Raw genomic sequence first — 22,028 nt, 5'->3', positions numbered from 1 at the left:
CGCCGTCCGCGCCGGGCAGGCCCTGGAGCCCGCGGGCGCCCGTGTCGCCCTTCGGCCCCTGGAGGCCCTGGTCGCCCTTGTCGCCCTTCGGGCCCGTCAGACCCTGCGGGCCGCGGTCGCCGGTCGCCCCGGGCGCGCCCTGCTCACCCTGATCGCCCTTCGGCCCCTGCACGCCCTGGACGCCCTGGTGCCCGGGATCGCCCTGCGGTCCCTGGGAGCCCGTGTCGCCCTTCGGGCCCTGCTGGCCCTGCTGGCCGCGGTCGCCCTTGTCGCCCTTGTCACCCTTCTCGCCCTTGAGGCTGGCGAGCCACTCGATCACGTTCCCCTGGAAGCCGTTGGCCTTTGCCACGCCGTAGGCGTCCAGCGTCTGCTCGAAGGCGGCGCTGATCGCGTCCAGCTCGGCGTCGATCTGCGTCGCCGGCAGGGGGCGCTGTGGGTTGTTGGCCTGATAGCCGGAGAAGCTGTACTTGCGCTGGTAGTTCATCGCGCCCTCGAAAGCAGAAGGGCCCGCTGCCCCGGAAGACAGCGGACCCTAAGTCTTATGACAGATCAGACAGGCGAGGCCTAGAAGACGTGGTTCCCGCCCAGGTCGATCAGGTTGCCACCGACGAGCAGGGCGCCCTGGCCGCCGCGGCCGTTACCGCCAGCACGGTTGTTGCCGCCGGACTGATTGTAGATGACCGCCGACCCACCGGGGAAACCGATGCCGTCGTTGTTCTGGGCACGCGAGGCGGTCGTGCCGTTGGCGAAGGCCACGCCGTAGACGCCGCCCCCGGTGTCGCCCGTCTGCGCGATGTGGATCATCTGATTGTCCCGCGCCCGCATCTGCGTGCAGCCGTTAAACAGGATGAACCCCTGCTTGTTCGCCCCGCCAGCGTCCAGGTAGAGCAGGCAGTCGGCGATCTCGAACTGCGAGATGCTGTCGAACTGCGCGCAGACCGCCTGGGCGTTGATGTGGCCGCCCTTCCAGGAGTGGCCCGGCACCTGATAGCCGTTGCCGACCATATGCAGGCCCACCTGGACGCCCACGGCGACGCAGTCCGTGAAGGACGAGCCCTCGACCGTCGCCTGCCCGGGACCGGCGCCTTCGTTGACCAGGAACGCCGTGCCCACGCCGATGACCGTGCAGCCCTCGCACGACCAGTCGCCCGAGGCGCCACCGCTCGGCGATACCTCGCCGAAGATGTAGATGCCCGTGCTGTCGACCGGGAAGGACTGGTTGTAGAAGCCCACGACGGTGACGCCGCGGATGCGCGAGGTGGCCGGGCCGTTGACCGCCAGGAAGTAGCTCGGCCGAGCGTCGACACGACCCTCGAACCGCATATCCTCCACGACGATGTTCTGGAACGAGCCGCCCAGCGCCGAGGCGTTCCGTAAGTAGCAGGCCGAGCCCTGGCCGATGTTCGGCATGGCCGAGACGACGATCCGGAAGCCCGAGAGCTTGATGAAGCCGGCGTCGACCACGAGGCCGTTCTGCCCGCCACCCGTGAAGGTGATGGTCGAGTTGGTGTCGGCGCCCTCCATGAAGATCGAGCCGTTCTGACCGAGGCTGGCGGTCAGCGGCGCGTTCACCACGAAGATGCCCTGCGGGACGACGAACCGGCCGCCGCCCTTGGCCTGGAGCGCGTTGATCGCGTTCTGGAAGGCGACGCGGTTGGTCTCCGGGTCGGCGTTGACGCTCGCGCCGTAGTCGAGCGGGGACACGGCGAAGGAGTTGATGTCCATCTCAGTACCTATGCTTGAGTTGCACTTTGTCTGGTGAGACGCGCCCATAGGCGCGTCCCGTCGTCACTGTCGGGTGACAGATCAGACACTTGAGATCAGACGACGATGTCCTGACCGATCTCGGTGTAGGCGCCGGCGCCGTAGGCGCCCCCGCCGCGCTTCGTGTTGAAGGCCGACCGGACGTTGCTGTTGCCCGAGACGCTGTAGAGCGCCGCGCTGTCGGCCCGTCCGATGTCGAAGAAGTTGCCCTGGACCAGCACGTTGCTGCTGTCCGAGATCGCGATGCCCCAGATGCCCCGCTGCGTCGGGCCACCCGTGATCTCGTCCACGTAGCGGGTCGAGTTGTTGTGGATCTGGATCTCGTCGCAGTTGATGACCCGGATATGGCCCTGGCTGTTCGCGGCGGCCGAGCCGTCGAGGTACAGCAGAGTGTCCGAGATCTTGAACTCGTACCAAGTCTCCAGAATGATGCAGATCTGACGAGCGTTGATGTGCCCGCCCTTCCACGCGTTGCCCGGAGGCCTGTACCAGCCGCCCTGCATGTGCAGGCCGTACTGGACGCCGACGAGCGTGCACTCGTTGGCCTCGAAACCTTCCATGACGTACTGCTGGATCTGGCCGCCGACGCACCAGATGCCCTTGTAGACGCGGAAGATGTTGCAGTTGTAGAGCTGGATCGCGTTGGCGCCCTGCGTGTCGCAGATGATGTAGATGCCGGTCGCGGTGTTGCCCTCGCCCCACCCCGAGTAGCCGTCCACGTTGAAGTCGCGGATGACGCCCGAGGACGGGTTGCGCACGTAGAGGACGTTGGAGCAGGGCGCGTCGTCCGTCAGACGGACGTGCAGGCCGTCCACGGTGATGCCGTTGCAACCCTGGAGGACGCCGATGATCGACAGGACCGACCCGTTGCCGAGGTTCGGACAGCCCGTTGCGACGACGCCGAAGTCCTTGAACGCACAAGCGTTGTTCGGCGTGACCTGCTGGAGCACGAGGCCATTGTTGAGGTTCGGGCCATTGAAGACCAGCACCGAAGCGTCTGCACCCGCACCCTTGATGACGCAGCTCTTATCGGTGGTGCCGCCGATCGGGTTCTGGATGAGGAAGCGGCCGGGCGGGATGTAGATCTGACCGCCCTCCGGCGTGTTGTTGAGGGCGTTGAAGGCCGCCTGGAATGCCCCGGAACAGTCACCGCCGTTCGACACGGCGCCGTAGTCGACGATATTATAGATTAACGGGCTTACGACCGACATTTGATGCCTCGCTATGCTTGGAAAGGGCCCGGCGAGGCGCTTGAGATGCTTTGCGCATGTGGCCACGCTGTCTCGCGGGGACCGCTCCCCCGCCGGGCCGGCGCACCATACGCATATCAGACAGCGTCAGACAATACGTCGGACAAAATGGCTTGACTCAATCAGACAGATCGACCAAATGTGAGGGCGTAACGCCGCCATGGCGTCCCACGGAGTGCCACCATGAACCGACAGCCCAAGGGGCAGAATTTGGTCCGCGCCACGGTCCACCTGGACGCGGCTTTACTGGCCGAGCTGGACGACGCCGGCCGCGCGCGCAGCCTGTCCCGCAGCGCCATGCTCGCCCAGCTCCTGCGCCAGATGCTCCCGAAGACACGGAGGACTTCCTGATGCAGCCCCGATCCCTCGACGAGCTGCGCCGGCTGCTGCCGGGCGTCGGCGTCTCGATCTACGCGATGGAGCCCGGCGGGCCCGTCACCCTGGAGCTACTGGAGGAGGGCGACCCGGGCGAGGCGCCGCAGGCGATCGTCTGGACCGCATCGACCGAGCGCGAGGCTTGGGAGAAGGCCTTCCCGCCGACGCCGGCTGAGCCCGTGCCTCAGGGCAGCTTCATGCCGCCCGAGGGCTCACCGGCTCGCGCCGAGCTGGCCGCCGCGGTAGAGGACCCGACCGCCGGCTTAGCCGCCGAGCTGGCCGCGGAACTGGCCGCCGACGCTGGCGGGCTGTTCGACTAATGGGCGCTCTCGCCTGAGCAGATCGCCCGCGCAGCTTCGGTTCCGCGGGCGTCTGATGTGTCATCCGCACCCGAGGCCCCCGTGAACGCCCACGCCCGCATCGTCCGGACCGCCTATGCCGTCGCGTTCCTGCAACGGCTCGACCTGCACGGCCGCCACCACCTCACCGCGCTCGATCCGGAGACGGGCGAGATCGAGGCGCGCTATTTCCCGGCTGAAAGCTGGGGCGAGATCGCCGCGTGGATCGAGGCGCGGGCGCATCGCAACCTGTACTATTCGGTGAACGAGCCCATCCCGGACGCGCCCCACGCGAAGCTGCGGAAGGAGCATATTGCTCGGATACGAGCCATCGTCGCCGACCTGGACCCGGCCGGCTCAACACCCGAGGAGACCCAGGCCTCGCGCGACGAGCTGCTCGACCGGGCGCACGAGCTGGCCGACGACAGCGAGCACCCGCCGACGCTCGCGGTAGACAGCGGCAACGGCGTGCAGTTCGCCTGGATCCTGCGCGAGAAGCTCAAACCGGCGATCTACCGGATCGACGCGGAGGATCTCGGCGCCGGCATCGCGGCCGCGCTCGACGGCGACGCGGTGCAGAATATCGACCGCATCATGCGGCTGCCCGGGACGATCAATCACTCGGCGCCGAAGAAGCGCGCCCGCGGGCTGATGGGCGGGCCCGTCACGATTCTCGACGACTGCTCGCACCCGGATCGGACCTACACGATCGAGGAGCTGGAGACCGAGTACGAGCCGATCGCCGGCGCGGACCAGAAGGACCGGGACGCGGCCGTCCAGGCTGCGATGGACGATCTGGACTGGAACACCGCCGAGGCCGGGCCGGGCGCCGAGCTGGTGGCGCGCATGAAGGCCGACGCCGAGGCCGACCCCTACTTCAAGGGCCTGCTCTCGGGCCGCTTATCGAGCGCCCCGGGCGACGGCTCGGGCTCGGCGTGGCGCGCCGCTCTAGCCGGCGCCATGGCGCGCAAGGGCTACGAGCTGAACGACTATGCGGCCGTGGCCTTCGTCTACCCGCCGGGCCAGCCCGGCAACGGCGGCCCGGTCACGCTGCGCATGGTCGCCCGGGATTGGGCCCGCGTCGGCAAGGCCGCCCAGGCCGCGGCGCCCAAAGCGGCCGAGATGTTCGTGGCGATCGAGGCCGAGCCCGACACCAGCCACTTCCCGGCACCCGTGCCGGAGAGCTTCGACACCTACGACCTGCTCGCCACGACCGCGACGGCCCCCGTGATCCAGTTGATCGACCCGGCCGACTGGTATGGGCGCGAGCCCAATGTGAAGGAGTGGTACGTCGAGGCCTTCGTCCCGCGCGGCGAGGTCACGATGCTCACCGGCAAGGGCGGCGTCGGCAAGAGCCTGCTCGCGCTCCAGCTCCTGATCGCCGTGGCGCTCGGGATCCCGTTCCTGGGGCTCCAGACGCGCCGGGCGAAGTGCCTGGGCTTCTTCTGCGAGGACGATCCGGACGTGCTGCACGCCCGCGTGCGGGACATCTGCCGGGCTCTCGGCCGCGACGAGCGCGAGCTGTCGGGCTGGCTTTATCTCGTCTCGCGCAAATACGACGACAACCTGCTCTGCACCTTTGACCGCCACGGCTCCGGCGTGGTGCTCAAGGCGACGCCCCTGTTCGAGGAGCTGGTGCGGGTCGCGAAGGAGCTGGGCGTCGAAGTGTCATGCCTGGACACGATCGCGGACATCTTCGGCGGTGACGAGATCAACCGGCAGCAGGTCCGCCAGTTCGTGCAGGGCTGTGCGGGCCGGCTGGCCGCTGAGACGGGCGGCGCCTGCCTGATGCTCGGGCACCCGTCCCGGGCTGGCGAGCAGAACGGGGAGGGCACGTCGGGCTCGACGGCGTGGCACGGCTCCGTGCGCTCGCGCTTCTACCTCGACCACATCGGCGACGAGGGCGGGCTCTACCGCGAGCTGACGACCAAGAAGTCGAACTACGGCCCGGCCGGGGCGAAGTGGAAGCTGATGTGGAAGGCGGGCGTCTTGGAGGTGGTGACGGCGTCCAGGACCGTCGCGGAGGGGGCCCCAGAAATTACGGGCTCGCTCCACCGCATCGTGCTCGACGCCGTGTCGAGCGCCAACCGCGACGGCGTCCGCCTCACCCTGGGGCGCACATCCAAGAGCAAGGCCGAGCCGATCCTGCGCCGCCGCGAAACGGGCGCCCTGGCGCCCTACACGGCCGCAGAGGTCGAGGAAGCCCTGGCGCAGCTCGTCGCGATCGGCGCGGTCGTGGAGGCCGAAGTGGGTCGCGACGGCTCGCGGCGGGCTATCATGGGTCTCAAGGCCGTGGCGGTAACGGCCGGTGAACCGGACAATTCGTCCGATGACGGCGGATTTTTCGACTGATTGGGTGCAGCAAACTAGGCGATCAAGGCACGGGCCAATTTGCTGCAAACCAGCTAAGTCGTTGAAATCGTTGCAGCGAACTTCCGCAGCAAACTAAGAATGCAGCAGCGCCGCAAACTGCCGCAAACTTCCGAACAACACCCTGGTATCGTTCACGAATCTCTAGTTTGCTGCGCTCTGCTCAGACTGCCGCAAACTAGGGGGTATTACATACAGGGCATCCGCCCCGGCCGCGGGGGCCGAGCTGCGCCCCGCCATGTATCCCTGACCGAGCGATCTCGGACGTTTTGTCCGAAAAGATTTTCCAGCGCCTTTTCCCGTCGTGGAGTGGGCTCGATCGAGACGGCAGGTCGAGGGCCTCCATCCGCAGGCGCGGCGGGCGCGCCGGGTGCGCCGGGCGCGCGGCGCCCGGGCGCCCAGGCAGGCACTGGCGGGCACGCCCCGGGCGGGCGTTGCGCGGGCGCCCCGGGACATCCCGTCCGGATCGCGATGGCTCCGCGTTTCGCCAGAAACGGCCCGCCAGGGCTCAAGGCCGATTTTCGGCGCCCGTCGTAGCTCCCGGACCCCGCCGCGGCCGCTGGCGGGCCGTTTCTGGCGATTTTCAGCGGACGGCGCTCGCGACAGATCAGACGAAACGCAAAAGGCCCGCTCGGGGGAGCGGGCCTTTCAGGGTCGACAGGGTGCGGGCGGCTAGTAGTCGTAGGGGTGGCAGCGGCGATGCGTCCACTCCGTCAGCTTGGCGAGGCCCAGGAAGGGGAGGGCGACCGCGGACCCGGCCGCGGCGAGGGCGAGGACGTAGAACATCAGAGCGCACCCAAGGCGACAGCGACGGCGAGGAAGGCGACGGCGCCGAACATCACGGCGGACGCTTCGGCGAGGGGGAGCAGGACGGCGCGGGCGGTCACGCGACGCGCTCCACCAGGACGACGTAGCCGCCCGCGACCGTGAGGCGCGCCGCGACGGCGCCCCGGCGCAGCGATCCGGCCGCGGCGATGGCCGCGCGGTAGGCCCGCCAGCCGCCCTCTGTGTCGCGCAGCGACAGGCTGTCGAGCACGGCGACGACGGCGCCGACGAAGCGGGCGCCCGCGGTGTCGACGCGGCGCGCGACGAGCGCCATCTCGGCGGGTCCGACGTGCGGCGGATAGGTGGTGACGTGGTATTCAGCCATGGTCGTGGTGCTCCGTTGGCAGGCAAGGGGTCCGCTGTGGCGGCTGTGCCGCCCTCGCGCGGGGCGAAGGCGGCAGGGTCGCGACAGGTCGGGCGACAGATCAGACGTGCGCGGCCTCGACAGCGTCGGCGGACGCCTCGACGTTGAGCAGGTCGAGGCTCGCGGCGATGCGCTCCACCTCGCTCCAGTTGATGCGGTGGCAGCCGGCCACGAAGTCGCCCGACGCCTCGATGCTGTCGACCTGGAAGTGACCGACGCGGACGGTGCGGCCGTTGCGGTGCCAAGCCTCGCCGCGCTCGCGGCACAGCTTGACGAAGCGGAAAGCCTTGATCGCGTGGGACAGCGGGACTTCGGCGCCGAGCGAGGTCTCCAGCACGTCGCCGCGCACCCGCAGGTAGGCGCCGCCGCGTTCGTCGCGGCCGTGAAAGTAGGCGGTCGGCTCACCCGACAGCCAGGCCTCGCGCAAGGTGCGCTCCCGCTCGACGCGGGCCGCGGCGTCGCGAGCGTCGCGGGCCGCCTTGGCAGCCGCCGCGGCTTCGGCGCGAGCGAGGCGCGCGGCGATGCGCTCGGGCGTGTTGCGGGCGCTCCAGATGCGGAACGCGGCCGCTTCGTCCGCGTCGGTGTCGTAGGCCGGACGCGGCAGGCCGAACGCTTCGGCGTAGTCGCACGCGGGGTTGGCGATGCGGTTGAGCGAAGCGAGAGCTTCGGCGCGGTCGTAGTCGCGCTTCCGGGGCAGCCGTTCAGCGGTCGCGGTGTAGTCGGCGAGGTAGGCTTCCAGGTTCGCCGCGTGGATCTCGGGAGCGGACACCGCGTCAAGGTTGCGGTCGCCGCGGTTTTGACCGCCGAAGGCGCCGATGAAAGAAACCGTGAAGGTTTTGCGCACGCGGCCGTAGCCGAGCGCCGAGTGAGCCGGGCCGATATGCTTGCCGTTCGTGGTGACGCTATAGCTTCGCGCAGTAACGAGCGCGATCAGTTCGCCGTCAACACCCGGGACAAGGTGCGCGATCGGCGTGGAATAGCTGTAGAGCTTGCGGCCTTCAAACCAGAAATTGCCGTTGTGCGAGCGGGCGCTGTCCTGAGCCTGATGGGCCCAGATGTGAGCGACTTGGCGGTTAGCGACGACGTTCGGCATGACGTTCGATCCTTCTAGCGCGTCGGGTGACAGATCAGACGAAGCGGCCGTTGCCGCGGGGGAGCTTGACCGCCTTGACGCGGTCCGAGGGGAACATGGCCCGGAAGGTGGCGCGGGCCTCGCGCGGGGAGGTGGCGGCCACGTCCGCCTCAAAGGCGAAACCAAGGCCCGGGACGGTCCAGAGGACGATGAAGCGGATCATCAGCGGGGAGCCTTCACAAGGCGGCCCGTCGAGGCGTCACGCCAACGGCGGGTGCGGGGGCAGTAGATGGGCCCGACCGATGCGGCCTCGACGGGCGCGGCAGGCGCCTCGACGGCAGGCGCGGCGGGCTTACGGAAGGGGAGGAACATCGCGAGGGCCGAAGCGGCGATCAGCGCGCTTGCGGCGATCAGCGGGATATGCGGGGCCGTCTCGCCAAGGGGAGCGGCTAGCGGCGCCGTGTAGGCCATGAAGGTGTGAGCGGGTTCGGCCGCGACGGCTTGCGCCGTCACGGACATGGTCGAGCAGAGCGGGAGCAGGGCGGCTAATAAGGGGCGGGCTTTGGTCTGGAAGATCATGACACCGTGTCCGTTAGTGACTGCGTTACAGCACCTGTATCAGACAGATTGTCCGTCACGTCAAGCGGCACGACAGACAAAATGTCCGGAAAAGTGCGTACCTGTCTGACAGCCGATTTGCTCAATCGATAGATGCGGCCTATCAAGAGCGGGAGCGGCAATAGGCGGCGTCGCTATCCCGTTGTGCCGCCGACAGAATGTCCGGAGGCTGCAAGTGCCTGATCTGAAAGGGCGGATGACGCCGCAGGAAAGCGCATTCGTTGAGGCGATGGTGCGGACAGGCGATGCGGTCTATTCGGCGACCGTCGCAGGGTATGCGCAACCGCCGTCCGCCGCGTCCAAGGCGTTGAAGCGCCCGGACATCGTCGCCGCGATCCAAACGGCTGTGCGGCTGCGCGTGCAGGGCGAGGGCGCGGCCGTCGCGCGCACCGTGCTCGTCGAGATCGCCCTGGATAAGACCGCGCCGAAGGCTCCGCGCGTCGCCGCGGCCCGCGCGCTCGCCGAGATGACGCACCTAGGCGGCGTCGAGGGCGCGGGGCTCGACAAGCCGCTGTCCGAGATGACGCGCGCCGAGCTTGTCGAGGCGCGGCAGCGGGCAATTGCCTACCTCGCGGAGCTTGACGCGCCCGTGCTCGAAGCGGCGCCGCTTCCGGCGCCCGCGGGCGGGCTTTTCGACTGATTTGCGCCCCAAACCGCACGGTGCGGGATGCTAAGTCATTGATCTAACAGGGCGTGGCGCACTTCTAGGGGAAGTCCGACGCCTCGCGCGTGGCGCCCGGCAGCCGCCCGGCCGCGCGGGCGCGCCCCGGCCCCCGGGTACACCCGCGTCCGCGCGCGTCAGCGGTGGCCGGGGCCGCTGAGAAAATTGCGGTCGAAACGGCTAACCGGACATTCTGTCCGGATCATCCCCGTTTTGTCCGGTTCGTCCGTCTTGTCCGGTTCGTCTGCTCGCGGTAGCGTGAGATATGACCAAACAGCCGCTCGCCGTCGTCACCATGGCCTTCAACGAGGCGATGTTGCTGCCGATCTGGGCGAGGCACTACAGCCGGCAGGTCGGGGCCGAGCACTGCTACGTCCTGGACCACGGCTCGACCGATGGGTCGACGCGGGACCTGCCCGTCAACGTCCTCCGGCTTCCGCGCTCGCCCCATGACGAGCACCGCCGGGCCGTGGCGGCGGGCGATTTCTGCACGTCGCTGCTCTACTTCTACGACCGGGTCCTGTTCACCGACACGGACGAGATGGTCGTGGCGGATCCGGCCCGGGACGCGAACCTTGTCGAGTTCGTCCGGCGGCTGCCCGGCGCCCCGTCGATCGTCTCGGCCTTCGGCGTGGACCTGCTGCACGACCACACGCGGGAAGGCCCCCTGGATTGGGCACGCCCGTTGACCGACCAGCGCAGCGTGATCCGGCCGTTCAACTCGCTGTGCAAGCCCACGCTGATCCGCGAGCGCCCGGATTGGGCCGCTGGCTTCCATTTCAGCCACCGGGTGCCGGCGACGACGATCGCGCCGTTCCTCTACCTGTTCCACATCGCCTTCGTGGACAACGACCTGCTCGTGCAGCGCCAGATGCAGCGGAACACGATCCAGAAGGCCCAGGTCGATCACCACCAGATCCCGCCCCAGCCGCTACTCGATCACGTCAAGCGGGACATGGAGACTGTTCGGCGCGTCGGGACGAAGCTGGAGGCCGGCGATCGGGAGTTCGAGCGGGTGCGGGCCCGGTTCACGGAGCTGCTCGACCGGCGCGAGTTCGTCCAGCTCGACGAGTTCTGGGAGCTGCCGCGCCGGTTCCGCGGGCTGATCTGACGCCGGACATCTTGTCCGACGCGCCGGACTGAACCATACTGGCGGCACCTCCCGAGGAGATGCGGCGGTCAATGTCGAGCTTGCTGTTCCACGACCTGCCGCCCGGCGCCGTGCCGCTCTACATCGGCGAACCGGCCGAGGGGGTCGCGGAGACCGGCCTGCTCGTGCTTGACCACGTCGGCCGCGAGGTGCGTTTCGTCAAGTCGGACCCGTTCGGCTCCTTCGAGGTGCCGGCGCACTCCACGCGGCGCTACAGCCGCTGGGAGATCGACGCGATGATGCCCCGCTGGCAGCTCCGCGAGCTGTACGGCGAGGCTCGGCCGCTCCTGGAGCGGATCCAGCGGGGCACGACCATGACCCGGCTGCCGACCCATTGGGACCGGACCCAGACGCCCGAGGCCCAGGCGGCTTCCGTGCTGGTAGACGACCTGACGGCGCAGCCGGCCGAGGCGGCAGTCGATTGGGTGCCGGCGCCGCGGACGGTCACGGCCGGCTGGAGTGAGTTCGAGCAGAACGTCCGGATATTTCTGGGCCGGCGGCGCCAACCCGTCATCGGCGTCGTCGATGGTGGGTTGGACGGCGGACACCCTGTGTTCGCCATAGGAAATGACGCAGGCAAAACTACTGCCTCGTTCGTTATTTCCAAGGAGGCTTGGCGGGCGCTCGGTGGAAAGAAGGGGTCTGACGTCGATATCGTTGCGCACAAGGGCGACGTTCGGGTGAAGATACAGGCCAAGGGCTCTCCAGACTTGAGATCGATTTCACCGTCGTTGGAGACGGAACTGCGGAAAATCCGGAGGCAAGAACGCGAGATCACTCGGAAGGCGCGCCAGGGCCTTAACGGGCAATGGGAAACGCTGTTCGAGGAGCGCAATACCCGCCGGATCGCCGGGTAACCCCGTATGACGTGTTGTACGATTGGTCTGACGGTGTCATAAGGTCTCCAGACGGCCCAGAGCGGCTGTCGCGGCCCAGAGCGGCCATAGGAGACCGAACCGCCATGGAAACCGACACCGAAACTCGGCTCTACGGCCTGATCGAGGACGCCCACAAGGCGCTGGAGACGGTCAAGCGCGAGAAGGCCACGCGCGAGGCCGGCCGCGCTTTCGCCTTGGTCGCGACGAAGCTCGACGAGGCCCGCTTATGGCTCGGCGAGGCCCTCGACATCGCCAGCATGCCCGAAGTCGCCGATGGAGAACGCCCGTGAGACCGCACGTCGCCCGCAAGCTCGCCGAGGTCGAGGCCAGCTACCGCCTCGCCGTGCCAGCCGCGCACCGCTGCGGCCTCCAGACCTGCCAGGAGGACGGCGAATGCGGCTTCCCGACCCGCTGCGTCGCCCTTCCGTCTGATCTGTCGGACGACGGAGAGACCGCGTGGCGCCAGGAGGGCTTCGACAACGGCTGGAAGGCGCCGGAGCGGCGCGTCTGGTGGAAGCGGCTCCCCGTGATCCGCCACATCGCGGCGCTCCGGCTGTCCTGGCAGGTCCACACCTATGCCGGCGCCTGGGCCGAGGTCGGGATCGGGATCGGCGGGCCGCACCCGCAGGATCTCTGGGTCGTGGAGGGCGCCTATCATGGCTACTGGTGAGCCCTACGTGCAGACGGACGCCGAGCGGGCCCTAGTCGGCCAGTGGGGGCTGTTCCGGACGAGCTGGCCGAGCAGCCTGGACATCGGACAGATTGTCCGGTTCACCCGGCAGCGGGTCTACACGGCGCGGAAGCACAACGCCTCGCCCCGGGAGCGCGGCTCGCTCCTGGCGGTCGTGCCGACCAAGGAGGCCGCGGAGGCGGTCACCGAGCAGTACCAGCAGATCTACCGCTCGGGGCACCGCGAGGTCGACGAAGCCCAGGCGGCGCTGTCGGCCGCCAAGGCCCGCCGGCTCGAAGCCGCCGGGAAGGCGCTGGCGGTGGGCACGCCCGCACCGCCGGCTCCGGAGATCTAGTTGAGGTAGCGACCTTCGACGTGGCTGAGCGCAACGCGCACCTGACGCCAGAGGTCACTGTCAAATTCGAGGCCCCGCAGCTCGTCGAGCGTGAGGGCCGCGAAACGGTCCCGAACGGGGCCCAGTGGGAGCGTATCGAGGACTAGCTTCCGGGTTCGCTCCATCGCCGCGTCTGATTTGTGTCTTGACGCTGTCTTGTCTTCGGACATATCGTCCGTCATGGCACGCTTTCCACTCACCGCTGCCGCGCTTGAGCACGAGGCCGAGGAGCTGATCTCGGGCCTGCTGGCTCAGCCGGCGTTTAAATCGGCAATCCAGGAGCTTCTGATGGCCTCCGTGAAGGAACTACGCGACGCGCTCGAAGGCGCGAAGGCGAGCGTCGACAACCTGACCGCGAAGGTCGGACAGGTTTCCGGCTCCGGGATCGACCCGGCCGATCTGGATCCGGTTCTGGCCGAGGTCAACACCTTGCGGCAGACGGTTGAGGCGCTCTCGGCCTCGCTTCCAGCGCCCAAGGCTGCAGACAGCGCCGCGTCTACAACCTGACCTATAGGATCTAGACCCCCAACGTCAGCGCAACGAACATTTTGCCCCGTCATGCTTTCATGGCGGGGCAACGAATATTAGTCGTGCGATCAACGTGGAGTTGGCGGCTTAAGTTGTTTCTCAATAATCTCGATCGCATTCTTTAACCAAGATAACTCTTTGATCCGAGCTGAAACTCCAGAAAGTTCTGCTGCGCCGCTCACACCCAGCGTCACTATCGTTATGGCCAAGCCTTTGACAGCAGTTTTATGCACTTCCTTAGCGGTATCGACCGAGAGTTTTTCAAAGTAAGATATTGCATAGTGAAAAACCTTACTTAGAAGATTTTCAGCGGTTCTTATGACTGCAAACGTAGCTTTCTTACTGGATTGAGCTGGGTTATCGATGGTTCTTGAAAGACCTTTTAGCGCTCTACTTACGCTGGGGTCAGCGATTTCAGGATTGTTATCAAGATAGTTAATTATTTTTCCGACGCCCGTCTTGACCGATAACGCATCTTCCTCAGTCAATTCTGCCGCCATCGCATTCTCAGAGAATCGAACCCAATCTGGAAACTGTGAGACATACATATTCACGCTTAAGTTATGAGCTTGCAGCGAAGCGTTGATGGCCTCAGGCAACTCATCCTTAAATACCGCCGATATAAATCCGAAAGAGATATTATTAACGCCAATTCGTATTGCATTTTCGTCAGATGCAATACTCTGCTGCAAAGCCTCAAAGTTCTCTATTAGTCGCTTATCACAGTTTGACGTCTTTAATTTGCTTATAATCTCCCGCCCGTCATCCAGTATTTTCTCCTTTGAGATTTCGATATTCGTTTTATCTTTTTTGTCCGACTTGCTTGGTCTGGGATCGATAAAGATCTTATCGTCTTCAATTTTAAACTGTACGGGCGCGATTTTCTGTTCAGGTACAATTCTTCTCAATGCACTTAGATTGATTCGGGAAACGTCAGAGTCTCCACGGCTTGTATCTATTTCAGGCAGAATATCCCCAAATAGCTCACCGAACTGTGTCTCCGATTTTACGGCTTCAATAAATTCGGCTAGCCTAGTAAGTACTTGGTGCAAGCTTATTTCATCCGTTCCAAACTCTGGATATTGCATCAACACCTCTGGCTTTAACTCGCCACGTGCTGACGTAACCAATCGAGCTTGAACGCGATTTAGAAGTTTTCGGAACAAAGGGTCATTGATAAGCAGCATTAGCTGCTTACCGGATACGTCCATTTTTCTTACTATCTCAATAACATCATCCGGCGTGAAGCGTCGACGCAATGAACTCGCACGACTGATCGTTTGGATTGGAAATCTTGCGCGCTCAATCTGACCGACTATCTCAGCAGCAATTTCAATTTCTTCCCTATTGCTTCTTATTCGCACCGCTCTATCGATGCTCATCTTCGCATTACTCAGTACGATAATAATAGTCGTAGCAGCGTCGGCTGGATGGAGCTTCATAGTGACATCAGTGAGATCAACAGGCAGGGCTGTTAAGCTAGCACTACCTGAAATTGCGAGGAAGCTACTTTCAGGGTGGCGAACGACACAATCTCGCAAACAATTCTAGAAGTTCGTCTGACAGCCCCGGATAAATCAGACGATCGTCTTTCGGTCGGCAGCGCATGAGACGGGTGGCCCCTCTCGCGCTCAGATATCCGTCTTGTGATTGTCCGCCTTGTGTCATAAGTACGTCTGATTATGACGCTCCCAGCAACCATCCGCCGCTTGTTCTCCTTCACCGCCTTTCAGCAGGCGCAAGGCGACGATAGCTTCCCCGGCACTGAGCTGGATGTTGAGCTGGACACGACGAACAACGCCCTCGACGCGCTGCTCGACGCCTTCAAGACAGTCCTGCGGGCGGACGGAAAGCTCGCCAACGGCATCGTCACCCGCAACAGCCTTGCCGCCGACCTGATCCTGGGGACCGGGGCCGCCCGGCCGTGGAGCGCGACACAGCCCTACCTCGCCGACGAGACCGTCACCCGCGGCTACCGGATCTACCGGGCCCTGGTGCCGAGCCTGGGCGTCGACCCGGCGGCCGGCGGCACGAGCTGGGAGCTGGCCGCCGACCTGTCGCAGGCGGTCGTGATCGCCGATGGGGGAGTGGGCACGGCCGCGCTCCAGGACGGCAGCGTCACGAACGCCAAGCTCGCCGCCGGGATCGACGGCGCCAAGCTCCAGGACGGCTCCGTGCCGGCCTCGAAGATCGGCGCCGGGCTCGGCACCGTGCCGATCGGCGCTCGCATGGCCTACGCCGGCTTCCGGGCGCCGGCCGGCTGGCTATTCGAGGCCGGGCAGCCGATCTCGCGCACCGACTACGCCGACCTGTTCGCCGCACTCACCGAGACGCTCCAGGTCGACATCGGCGCCGGGCAGAAGACCCTGCTCAACGCCTCGAAATCGATCGCGGGGCTCGGCCTCCGCTCGGCGATCGTCGAGGGCGTCGGGATCCCGGCCGGCGCGCGGCTGGTGAGCGATCAGAACGGCCAGCTCTCGATCAACGCCGCGGCGACCGCCAGCGCCGTCCAGGCGACGATCCGCATCTTCCCGTACGGGAACGGCGACGGCGCGACGACCTTCAACGTGCCCGACAGCCGCGGCCGGGCCGACTTCGGCCGCGACGACATGCTGTCGAGCTATTGGGGCACTGGCGCCGGGCGCCTTGTCGCGACGGTCGACGGCGGCAGCCTCCAGGCCGGCGCCTTCGACGCTGGGGCGGGCAAAGAGCAGACCCTGCTCAAGATCACGAACCTGCCGAACAATCTGCCGGCGGGCAAGGTGACGGTGAACTTCCCGAAGCAGAACCTCGCCACCTACGGGGCTTTGGCGACCGCATCGGTGACGACCGCCAGCGGAGCCCTTCCCGTTCAGAACGTCTGGACGGGCACGGTGAACGGCGAAAGCACACCGCAGCAGGCAAGCGCAGATTTCCAAGTCGACGGGACGAACGCGAACCCGACCGGGTCGCAGCCTTTCAGCATCGTCCCGCCTGCTCACGTCACGAATAAGATCATCTTCGCCGGAGTATAAGATCATGCAGTCTCGCCTGCCGACGATCTGCGCCAACTTCGGCGTACGAGCCCAGAACGACTTAGGATACACGCGCAACAAGGTCGCCGGACTGTTCGGCAACGGCGATGTCGAGAGCCAGGGCTTCAACACCCTCCAGGAGATCTCGCCGGTCGTGGCGGGCTCGGCCGGCGGCTACGGCTGGATGCAGTGGACCGGGCCGCGGCGCCGCGCCTACCTCGCCTGGGCCTCCGCGCTCGGCCTCGATCCGGCGGCCGACGAGACGAACTACCGCTACATGGTCCACGAGCTGCTGACGATCGAGACGGCGGCGCACCGGGCGATCCTGGCCTGCGCCGACACGCCCGAGGCCGCCGCGGCCGTCGTCTGCACGAAGTACCTGCGCCCCGGGATCCCGCACCTCGACCGGCGCATCGCCAGCGCCAAGGCCGCGGCCGGCTACCTGGGCGCCGTCACCGCGCCGGCCAGGGCCGCCCCGATGGATACCGCCGCCCCGCCCGCGCGCCTTCAGCGCGGCCAGTGGCCCGAGGACGCCCTGACGAGCTTCGAGGTCAAGGCGATCCAGCAGCGGCTGCTCGATCTCGGCTACCACGTCGTCGGCTTCGCGGACGGGAAGTGGGGCAAGCGGACCGCCGCGGCGATCACCGCGCTCCAGGAGAACGCCCACACCGCCATGCAGCGGACCGACGTGGCGATCGACGGGCACTACGGGCCCCAGACCCGGGCGCTGCTCGCCGACGACGCGAGCCGGCCGACCGTGTCGCCCGAGCGGGCCGGCGTGACCGCCAAGACGCTCGCCAAGGCCGGCAACCCGGTCGTGAAGACGGGCTCCAAGATCACCTGGGCGTCGGTGGGCTCGATCCTGGCGGGCCTGGGCGCCTTCGCCGTGACGTTGCAGCAGAACTGGACGACCAACCTCGACCTGGGCTGGCCGCTCAACATGGTGCTCGGCTTCCTGCCGCCGTGGGCCCTCCCGGTCGTGGTGGTGGCCTTCAACCTCTACACCGCCGCCAAGGCGTCCGGCCTGATCGGCGTGGCGGTCGAGCGGGTCCGCTCGGGGATCGACAACACGGGCGCCGCCCAGGACGAGCCGGGCAAGCTCACGCTGCCCAACCTGCCCTTCGGGCTCGACAAGCTGCTGCCCCGATGATCGGGGCGGTTGCTGCCGTAGTCGGCAACCCCGCAACAGCCGACAAGGCAGCAGAGGTCCAGGCCCACGTCATGCAGCTAGATCTGACGACGGCGTTTGCGTTCATCGCATGTATCCTCAGTGTTGGTGCGCTCGTATTCAGGTCTGGCGGTCAAGCTCAGGCTCAGAAGTCCTTTGAAACTTATTCGACCAAGATCGACACAGACCGACAAAAATGGCGCGAGGATTTTGAGAAGTCGGTCGAGCAGCGGTTCGGCGCCGTGAATGGCGCGGTGACGCTTTGCCGCGAGCAAGTTCATGACGTTCGCGAGGATCTCGCGAGGAACTACCTGACGAAATCCGAAGTCAAAGAGATCGAGCTGCGCGTCAGCAACAGTCAAGACCGGATCCTCGACCATCTCGATAGGATCGACACTCGGCTTAACGAGATGCAGACCCGCGTACTCGAAGCGATCAACAAGGCAACCTCCCGTGGCTAGGATCGACCCTAAGACGGGGAAGCGGAAGGACTGGACGCCCCCGGTGAAGCCGGAGGCCGAGCGCAAGGTCGAGCGCGAGAAGGCCGTCGCCCTGATCCGCGCCCTCGACCGCGAGGAGATCGTCACCGAGGCGCGCGAGCGTTTCATGCCGTTCGTGCGCTTCACCATGCCGGACCCGCAGGACCCGGACGACGCGAAGCGCTCGGCCTACGACGACCAGGACTTCCACCGCGCCATCGGCCTCGCCCTGGAGAAGGTCGAGCGCGGCGACATGCCGTTCCTGATCCTGACGGTGCCGCCCCGCCACGGGAAGTCGCAGCTCACCTCCCGGCACTTCCCGGCGTGGCTGCTCGGGCGCGACCCGCGCCGGCACATCGTGGTCGCCGCGCACACGGACAATCTGGCCGAGGACTTCGGCGCCGACGTACGCAACATCATGTCGACGCCGCAGTACAAGCAGGTGTTCCCCGAGGTGGCCTTCCAGCGGGGCGGCAACGCCAAGAACCGCCTCCAGACGACCAAGGGCGGGCTCGCCTTCTTCGTCGGTCGCGGGACGGCACTGATCGGCCGCGGAGCCGACTTCCTGATCCTGGACGACCTTATCAAGAACGCCGAGGAAGCCCGGTCCGCGGCCGTGCGCGAGGAAGTCTGGGAGTGGGTCGTCAAGGTCGCTATGACCCGGCGCATGTCGGCCCGCAGCCCGGTCGTCATCATCATGCAGCGCTGGCACGAGGACGATCCGGTCGGCCGCATCACCGACCCGACGAACCCGAAGCACGACCCGATCCTGGCCTCGAAGTTCAAGATCATCGATCTGCCGGCGCTCGCGGTGGACGACGACCCGCTCGGCCGGCCGAAGGGGAGGGCGCTTTGGCCGCTGTCGAAGGGCCAGCCGAAGTTCGATGAGGAGTTCCTGGAGCAGCAGCGGCGCCTCGATCCGACCGGCTTCCACGCGCTCTACCAGCAGCAGCCGTCCGCCGTGGACGGGACGCTGTTCCTGCGCGACAACATCCGCCTCTACGGGCCCGACGACCTGCCGGCGAACCTGACGCCCTACTGCACGTCGGACCACGCGGTCGGCGAGGACCGGAAGAAGCACGACGCCTCCGTGCTGCTCGGGGGCGGGCTCGACCGAGGCAACAACCTCTGGCTCACCAACTGCATCTGGGAGCGCTGGGCGACCGACCGCATCGTCGAGGCGATGCTGGACATGGCCCAGGAGCTGAAACCGCTGATCTGGGCGGCCGAGCGCGGCCACATCTCGAAGTCGATCGGGCCGTTCCTGCGCAAGCGGATGGGCGAGCGCGAGATCTACTTCCCGCTTCGCGAGATCACGCCGAGCGAGAACAAGGAAGTCCGGGCCCAGGCTATTGCCGGCCGGGTCGCCCAAGGCAAGGTGTTCTTCCCGCGGCATGCCGCCTGGACTGAGCGCGCGATCGACGAGCTGCTAAAATTCCCGAACGGCCGGAACGACGACTTCGTGGACGCGCTCGCCTACTTCGGCATCCTGCTCCAGAGCATGTTCGCGCCCGGCCGGTCCGAGGCCGAGAAGGCCGCCGCGCAGCCGAAGACGGGCAGCTACGCCTGGATCAAGGCGATGCAGCGCCGCCAGGAGCGCGACGACCAGATCCGGCAAGGGGGAGGGTACTGACATGCCGATCATCTTCGAGGGCAAGATCACTGACCAGGATGTACTTAGTGCCACCAGTAACGGGGACGGGACGCACGACGGCGTGAAGCTGGCACAGTGGCTCTACGAGGCCTATACTGGCAAGCCGCTGCCTCGCGACAAGGCCGAGGAGCTGGTGCAGGAAGGCGTGCGGCGGGCTCGCATCCGCAAGGACCAGGAGGCCCGAGGCTGATGTTCGACGACCCCCAGACCGCACTCGCGGACGAAGCGCCTCCGACCGCTGCCGAGGTGACGCCCGAGCAGGTCGGTCCGGCGAAGGAGCAGGCCCCGACCGAGCAGGAGCTGGCGCTCCAGCGGCGGATCTCGAAGACGATCCGCGAGGACAAGCGCCACTTCAAGAAGGCCTTCGAGCAGATGCGCAGTGATATGCGCGTCGCGATGCGCGGCCACGACAAGGATTGGTCGGACGACAAGTACAAGGCCAATATCACGGGCCGTCACGTCAAGGCCAAGACTGCCGCGCTCTACGCGAAGAACCCGAAGGCGGTCGCCCGGCGGGCCGACAAGATTGACTTCAAGATCTGGAACGAGGATCAGCAGTCGCTGCTGATGGCCTTCCAGACGATGCAGGCTGCCCAGGCCGCCGCGCAGATGTCGCAGGCCCAGGCTGCCGGCGACCCGAACGCGCTGGCGGCCGGCGCCACGGCGCCCGAGCCGCAGCTCCCGCCGGGCTTCGCCGAGGCCCGGGCTCTGATCCAGGACTTCCAGGAGGGCATGGCCGCGCGCATGCAGGCCCAGCGGATCGCGAAGACGCTGGAGAAGCTGTTCGCCCACGCGATCAAGGAGCAGCAGCCCCTGGGCTTCAAGGAGAGCATGAAGCAGACCGTCCGGCGCGCCTGCACGACCGGCGTCGGCTACGTGAAGCTCTGCTACCAGCGGCAGATGGGCCCGTCCCCGAGCGTCGAGTATCGGCTGAACGACAGCCGCGTGCGCCTGGAGCACCTCAAGGCCCTGATCGAGGCCCAGCAGGGCGACGAAGGCTCCGTGGCCGATCTGGAGGCCGAGGCGGCCGAGATCGAGGCCATGGTCGAGAGCCTGTCGGCCGAGCCTGAGATCGTCACGTCCGAGGGCCTGGTTTTCGACTTCCCGCAGTCGACCCGGGTCATCCCGGACCGCCTGTGCCGGTCGCTCGAAGGCTTCGTCGGCGCCCGGCATCTGACGCTGGAGTACCTCTACACCCCGGAGGAGGTGAAGGAGATCTTCGGCGTCGATCTCGGCAAGAAGTTCAAGCCCTACCTCGCCAGCGGGAAGCTCGCCGACGACACGTCCGAGAGCTACCAGCACCAGAGCGACATGCTCGACAGTGAGGAGCCGGCCGGCGAGCAGCCGAAGGGCGATCTGTGCCTTGTCTGGGAGTATTTCGACAAGGCGGCGGGGCTCGTGTACTACATCTGCGACGGTCACGAGGGCTTCCTCAAGCCTCCAGCCGCCCCGGATGTCTACGTCGACCAGTTCTGGCCGGTGTGGGCACTGACGTTCAACGCGGTCGAGAGCGAGGACGAGCTTTTCCCGCCGTCCGACGTGGCGCTGCTGCGCGACATCCAGAAGGAGTACAACCGCTCCCGGGACGGCAAGCGCGAGCACCGCCGGGCCGCGCGCCCGCGCTGGGTGTTCTCGAAGGGCTCGTTCACCGATGAGGACCTGTCCTGGCTCGGGACCGCCCCGGCGTTCTCGGCCACGGGCCTCAACATCGATCCGACGAAGGACATCAAGACCCAGCTCCAGGCCGTGCCCGTGCCGGGCGTCGACCCGAACCTGTACGATGTCGGGGAGATCATGGCCGATCTCCAGTACGTCGTCGGCAACTCGACGGCCGGGCTCGGCGCGCCGCAGAAGGGCACCGCGACCGCCAACTCGATCGCGGCCGGCGCCAACGCCACGGCCGACCAGTCGGCGGTGGACGATCTCGACAACTTCCTCACCGCGATCGTCCGGGGTGCCGGGCAGATCCTGATGCGGGAGATGTCCGAGGAGACCGTCGTCAAGGTCGTCGGGCCGGGCGCCGTCTGGCCCGAGATGACGCTCCAGGAGATCGCGGACGAATTGTCCCTGGAGATCGAGGCCGGCTCGACGGGCAAGCCCAATCAGGCGGTCGAGATCGCCAATTGGGAGAAGATGCTGCCCTTCATCATGCAGATGCAGGGGATCAGCCCGCAGTGGCTGGCTCGCGAGACGCTCCGGCGCCTCGACGACCGCATGGATCTCACCGACGCCCTGGTGGACAGCCTTCCGTCCATCGTCGCGCAGAACCGGCAGGCCCAGGCCGCGCCGGGAGATCCCAACGCTCAGCCGGACGCCCAAGGGCACAACGGCGCAGCAAACGGCCCGGCGGCCCCTGGTGGGCCCGCCGGACGTGGCGCACCGATGGGTGCGCAGTCTAAGGCTCCACCAGTCTGATCTGTCTTGCGACACCGGACATTCTGTCGTATCGAAGCAAA

The 22,028-nt window shown here is 66.6% G+C and carries 23 protein-coding genes and 1 pseudogene; 16 read left to right on the top strand and 8 right to left on the bottom strand.

Annotated features, from left to right (window positions below; all coding sequences use genetic code 11):
• From C4T42_RS32705 to C4T42_RS05640, 3 genes and pseudogenes are all read right to left on the bottom strand, one after another.
• Positions 1-484, bottom strand: a pseudogene (locus tag C4T42_RS32705) (collagen-like protein); the annotation flags it as partial.
• Positions 485-564: 80 nt separating this feature from the next.
• The gene (locus C4T42_RS05645) at positions 565-1,725 is read right to left on the bottom strand and encodes a hypothetical protein (RefSeq protein WP_091928164.1); all 1,161 of its coding nucleotides are present in this window, start codon (positions 1,723-1,725) and stop codon (positions 565-567) included.
• 95 nt (positions 1,726-1,820) lie between these two features.
• The gene (locus tag C4T42_RS05640; RefSeq protein ID WP_103984831.1) at positions 1,821-2,975 is read right to left on the bottom strand and encodes a glycosyl hydrolase family 28-related protein; all 1,155 of its coding nucleotides are present in this window, start codon (positions 2,973-2,975) and stop codon (positions 1,821-1,823) included.
• A gap of 222 nt (positions 2,976-3,197) precedes the next feature.
• Between C4T42_RS05640 and C4T42_RS31340 the strand changes: the two genes are divergently transcribed.
• The 3 genes from C4T42_RS31340 to C4T42_RS05630 all read left to right on the top strand — a co-directional run bounded on the left by C4T42_RS31340 (position 3,198) and on the right by C4T42_RS05630 (position 6,079).
• Positions 3,198-3,365: a ribbon-helix-helix protein, CopG family gene (locus tag C4T42_RS31340; protein ID WP_107491588.1), complete on the top strand. Its 168-nt coding sequence runs from the start codon at positions 3,198-3,200 to the stop codon at positions 3,363-3,365.
• Complete coding sequence (locus C4T42_RS05635) at positions 3,365-3,709, top strand: hypothetical protein (protein ID WP_091928166.1); 345 nt, start codon at positions 3,365-3,367, stop codon at positions 3,707-3,709. Before C4T42_RS31340 ends, C4T42_RS05635 begins: the two co-directional genes overlap by 1 nt.
• An 81-nt stretch (positions 3,710-3,790) precedes the next feature.
• Positions 3,791-6,079, top strand: coding sequence for an AAA family ATPase (locus C4T42_RS05630; protein WP_103984830.1), 2,289 nt, complete (start codon positions 3,791-3,793; stop codon positions 6,077-6,079).
• 901 nt (positions 6,080-6,980) lie between these two features.
• On the opposite strand, the gene C4T42_RS05625 is transcribed toward C4T42_RS05630, so the two are convergent.
• The 4 genes from C4T42_RS05625 to C4T42_RS05615 all read right to left on the bottom strand — a co-directional run bounded on the left by C4T42_RS05625 (position 6,981) and on the right by C4T42_RS05615 (position 8,937).
• Positions 6,981-7,247, bottom strand: coding sequence for a hypothetical protein (locus C4T42_RS05625; RefSeq protein WP_091928168.1), 267 nt, complete (start codon positions 7,245-7,247; stop codon positions 6,981-6,983).
• A 100-nt stretch (positions 7,248-7,347) separates the two neighbouring features.
• On the bottom strand, positions 7,348-8,379 hold the full coding sequence (locus C4T42_RS05620; RefSeq protein ID WP_103984829.1) for a hypothetical protein: 1,032 nt from the start codon (positions 8,377-8,379) through the stop codon (positions 7,348-7,350).
• Positions 8,380-8,413: 34 nt separating this feature from the next.
• Complete coding sequence (locus tag C4T42_RS31880) at positions 8,414-8,581, bottom strand: hypothetical protein (protein ID WP_175556380.1); 168 nt, start codon at positions 8,579-8,581, stop codon at positions 8,414-8,416.
• Entirely contained in the window at positions 8,581-8,937 is a 357-nt protein-coding gene (locus C4T42_RS05615; RefSeq protein ID WP_091928170.1) for a hypothetical protein, read from the bottom strand. Before C4T42_RS05615 ends, C4T42_RS31880 begins: the two co-directional genes overlap by 1 nt.
• A 214-nt stretch (positions 8,938-9,151) precedes the next feature.
• Here C4T42_RS05615 and C4T42_RS05610 point away from each other — a divergent pair, with 214 nt between their 5' ends.
• From C4T42_RS05610 to C4T42_RS05575, 7 genes are all read left to right on the top strand, one after another.
• Positions 9,152-9,616, top strand: coding sequence for a hypothetical protein (locus C4T42_RS05610; RefSeq protein WP_139257126.1), 465 nt, complete (start codon positions 9,152-9,154; stop codon positions 9,614-9,616).
• A 286-nt stretch (positions 9,617-9,902) separates the two neighbouring features.
• Positions 9,903-10,748 carry a glycosyltransferase family 2 protein gene (locus tag C4T42_RS05605; RefSeq protein ID WP_103984828.1) on the top strand — a complete coding sequence of 282 codons (846 nt, stop codon included), beginning with the start codon at positions 9,903-9,905 and terminating at the stop codon, positions 10,746-10,748.
• A 71-nt stretch (positions 10,749-10,819) separates the two neighbouring features.
• On the top strand, positions 10,820-11,644 hold the full coding sequence (locus C4T42_RS05600) for a hypothetical protein (RefSeq protein ID WP_103984827.1): 825 nt from the start codon (positions 10,820-10,822) through the stop codon (positions 11,642-11,644).
• Between the two features lie 104 nt (positions 11,645-11,748).
• Positions 11,749-11,955 carry a hypothetical protein gene (locus tag C4T42_RS05595; RefSeq protein ID WP_103984826.1) on the top strand — a complete coding sequence of 69 codons (207 nt, stop codon included), beginning with the start codon at positions 11,749-11,751 and terminating at the stop codon, positions 11,953-11,955.
• Entirely contained in the window at positions 11,952-12,335 is a 384-nt protein-coding gene (locus C4T42_RS05590) for a hypothetical protein (RefSeq protein WP_103984825.1), read from the top strand. The genes C4T42_RS05595 and C4T42_RS05590 overlap by 4 nt, the downstream gene beginning before the upstream one ends.
• Entirely contained in the window at positions 12,322-12,690 is a 369-nt protein-coding gene (locus tag C4T42_RS05585) for a hypothetical protein (protein ID WP_146073987.1), read from the top strand. Before C4T42_RS05590 ends, C4T42_RS05585 begins: the two co-directional genes overlap by 14 nt.
• 219 nt (positions 12,691-12,909) lie before the next feature.
• On the top strand, positions 12,910-13,236 hold the full coding sequence (locus C4T42_RS05575) for a hypothetical protein (protein WP_103984822.1): 327 nt from the start codon (positions 12,910-12,912) through the stop codon (positions 13,234-13,236).
• Positions 13,237-13,325: 89 nt separating this feature from the next.
• Here C4T42_RS05575 and C4T42_RS31445 read toward each other — a convergent pair whose 3' ends face one another.
• Complete coding sequence (locus tag C4T42_RS31445) at positions 13,326-14,699, bottom strand: hypothetical protein (RefSeq protein WP_146073986.1); 1,374 nt, start codon at positions 14,697-14,699, stop codon at positions 13,326-13,328.
• 240 nt (positions 14,700-14,939) lie between these two features.
• Between C4T42_RS31445 and C4T42_RS05570 the strand changes: the two genes are divergently transcribed.
• Genes C4T42_RS05570 through C4T42_RS31875 form a run of 6 tightly spaced genes read left to right on the top strand, consistent with a single transcriptional unit; the run spans position 14,940 to position 21,987 of the window.
• A complete protein-coding gene (locus C4T42_RS05570; RefSeq protein WP_103984821.1) occupies positions 14,940-16,271 on the top strand; it encodes a phage tail protein in 1,332 nt (443 codons plus the stop codon).
• A 4-nt stretch (positions 16,272-16,275) separates the two neighbouring features.
• Positions 16,276-17,421, top strand: a complete 1,146-nt coding sequence (locus tag C4T42_RS05565) for a phage tail tip lysozyme (RefSeq protein ID WP_103984820.1) — start codon at positions 16,276-16,278, stop codon at positions 17,419-17,421.
• The gene (locus C4T42_RS05560) at positions 17,418-17,900 is read left to right on the top strand and encodes a hypothetical protein (RefSeq protein ID WP_103984819.1); all 483 of its coding nucleotides are present in this window, start codon (positions 17,418-17,420) and stop codon (positions 17,898-17,900) included. Before C4T42_RS05565 ends, C4T42_RS05560 begins: the two co-directional genes overlap by 4 nt.
• Positions 17,893-19,551, top strand: a complete 1,659-nt coding sequence (terL, locus tag C4T42_RS05555; protein WP_146073985.1) for a phage terminase large subunit — start codon at positions 17,893-17,895, stop codon at positions 19,549-19,551. The genes C4T42_RS05560 and terL overlap by 8 nt, the downstream gene beginning before the upstream one ends.
• 1 nt (position 19,552) lies before the next feature.
• Complete coding sequence (locus C4T42_RS05550; protein ID WP_103984817.1) at positions 19,553-19,762, top strand: hypothetical protein; 210 nt, start codon at positions 19,553-19,555, stop codon at positions 19,760-19,762.
• Entirely contained in the window at positions 19,762-21,987 is a 2,226-nt protein-coding gene (locus C4T42_RS31875) for a hypothetical protein (RefSeq protein ID WP_181049146.1), read from the top strand. Before C4T42_RS05550 ends, C4T42_RS31875 begins: the two co-directional genes overlap by 1 nt.
• Positions 21,988-22,028: the final 41 nt, after the last annotated feature.

It is taken from the genome of Methylobacterium sp. 190mf, from assembly GCF_900107945.1.
Taxonomy (GTDB): Bacteria; Pseudomonadota; Alphaproteobacteria; order Rhizobiales; family Beijerinckiaceae; genus Methylobacterium.
The sequence above is the reverse complement of the archived record's forward strand: the minus strand, read 5'-3'. Positions and strand labels throughout refer to the sequence as shown.

Coding starts and splice junctions, on each gene's coding strand:
- C4T42_RS05645 (WP_091928164.1), bottom strand. CDS start 1,725: ATGGACATCAACTCCTTCGCCGTGTCCCCGCTCGACTACGGCGCGAGC.
- C4T42_RS05640 (WP_103984831.1), bottom strand. CDS start 2,975: ATGTCGGTCGTAAGCCCGTTAATCTATAATATCGTCGACTACGGCGCC.
- C4T42_RS31340 (WP_107491588.1), top strand. CDS start 3,198: ATGAACCGACAGCCCAAGGGGCAGAATTTGGTCCGCGCCACGGTCCAC.
- C4T42_RS05635 (WP_091928166.1), top strand. CDS start 3,365: ATGCAGCCCCGATCCCTCGACGAGCTGCGCCGGCTGCTGCCGGGCGTC.
- C4T42_RS05625 (WP_091928168.1), bottom strand. CDS start 7,247: ATGGCTGAATACCACGTCACCACCTATCCGCCGCACGTCGGACCCGCC.
- C4T42_RS05620 (WP_103984829.1), bottom strand. CDS start 8,379: ATGCCGAACGTCGTCGCTAACCGCCAAGTCGCTCACATCTGGGCCCAT.
- C4T42_RS31880 (WP_175556380.1), bottom strand. CDS start 8,581: ATGATCCGCTTCATCGTCCTCTGGACCGTCCCGGGCCTTGGTTTCGCC.
- C4T42_RS05615 (WP_091928170.1), bottom strand. CDS start 8,937: ATGATCTTCCAGACCAAAGCCCGCCCCTTATTAGCCGCCCTGCTCCCG.
- C4T42_RS05605 (WP_103984828.1), top strand. CDS start 9,903: ATGACCAAACAGCCGCTCGCCGTCGTCACCATGGCCTTCAACGAGGCG.
- C4T42_RS05600 (WP_103984827.1), top strand. CDS start 10,820: ATGTCGAGCTTGCTGTTCCACGACCTGCCGCCCGGCGCCGTGCCGCTC.
- C4T42_RS05595 (WP_103984826.1), top strand. CDS start 11,749: ATGGAAACCGACACCGAAACTCGGCTCTACGGCCTGATCGAGGACGCC.
- C4T42_RS05585 (WP_146073987.1), top strand. CDS start 12,322: ATGGCTACTGGTGAGCCCTACGTGCAGACGGACGCCGAGCGGGCCCTA.
- C4T42_RS05575 (WP_103984822.1), top strand. CDS start 12,910: ATGGCACGCTTTCCACTCACCGCTGCCGCGCTTGAGCACGAGGCCGAG.
- C4T42_RS31445 (WP_146073986.1), bottom strand. CDS start 14,699: ATGAAGCTCCATCCAGCCGACGCTGCTACGACTATTATTATCGTACTG.
- C4T42_RS05570 (WP_103984821.1), top strand. CDS start 14,940: ATGACGCTCCCAGCAACCATCCGCCGCTTGTTCTCCTTCACCGCCTTT.
- C4T42_RS05565 (WP_103984820.1), top strand. CDS start 16,276: ATGCAGTCTCGCCTGCCGACGATCTGCGCCAACTTCGGCGTACGAGCC.
- C4T42_RS05560 (WP_103984819.1), top strand. CDS start 17,418: ATGATCGGGGCGGTTGCTGCCGTAGTCGGCAACCCCGCAACAGCCGAC.
- C4T42_RS05550 (WP_103984817.1), top strand. CDS start 19,553: ATGCCGATCATCTTCGAGGGCAAGATCACTGACCAGGATGTACTTAGT.
- C4T42_RS31875 (WP_181049146.1), top strand. CDS start 19,762: ATGTTCGACGACCCCCAGACCGCACTCGCGGACGAAGCGCCTCCGACC.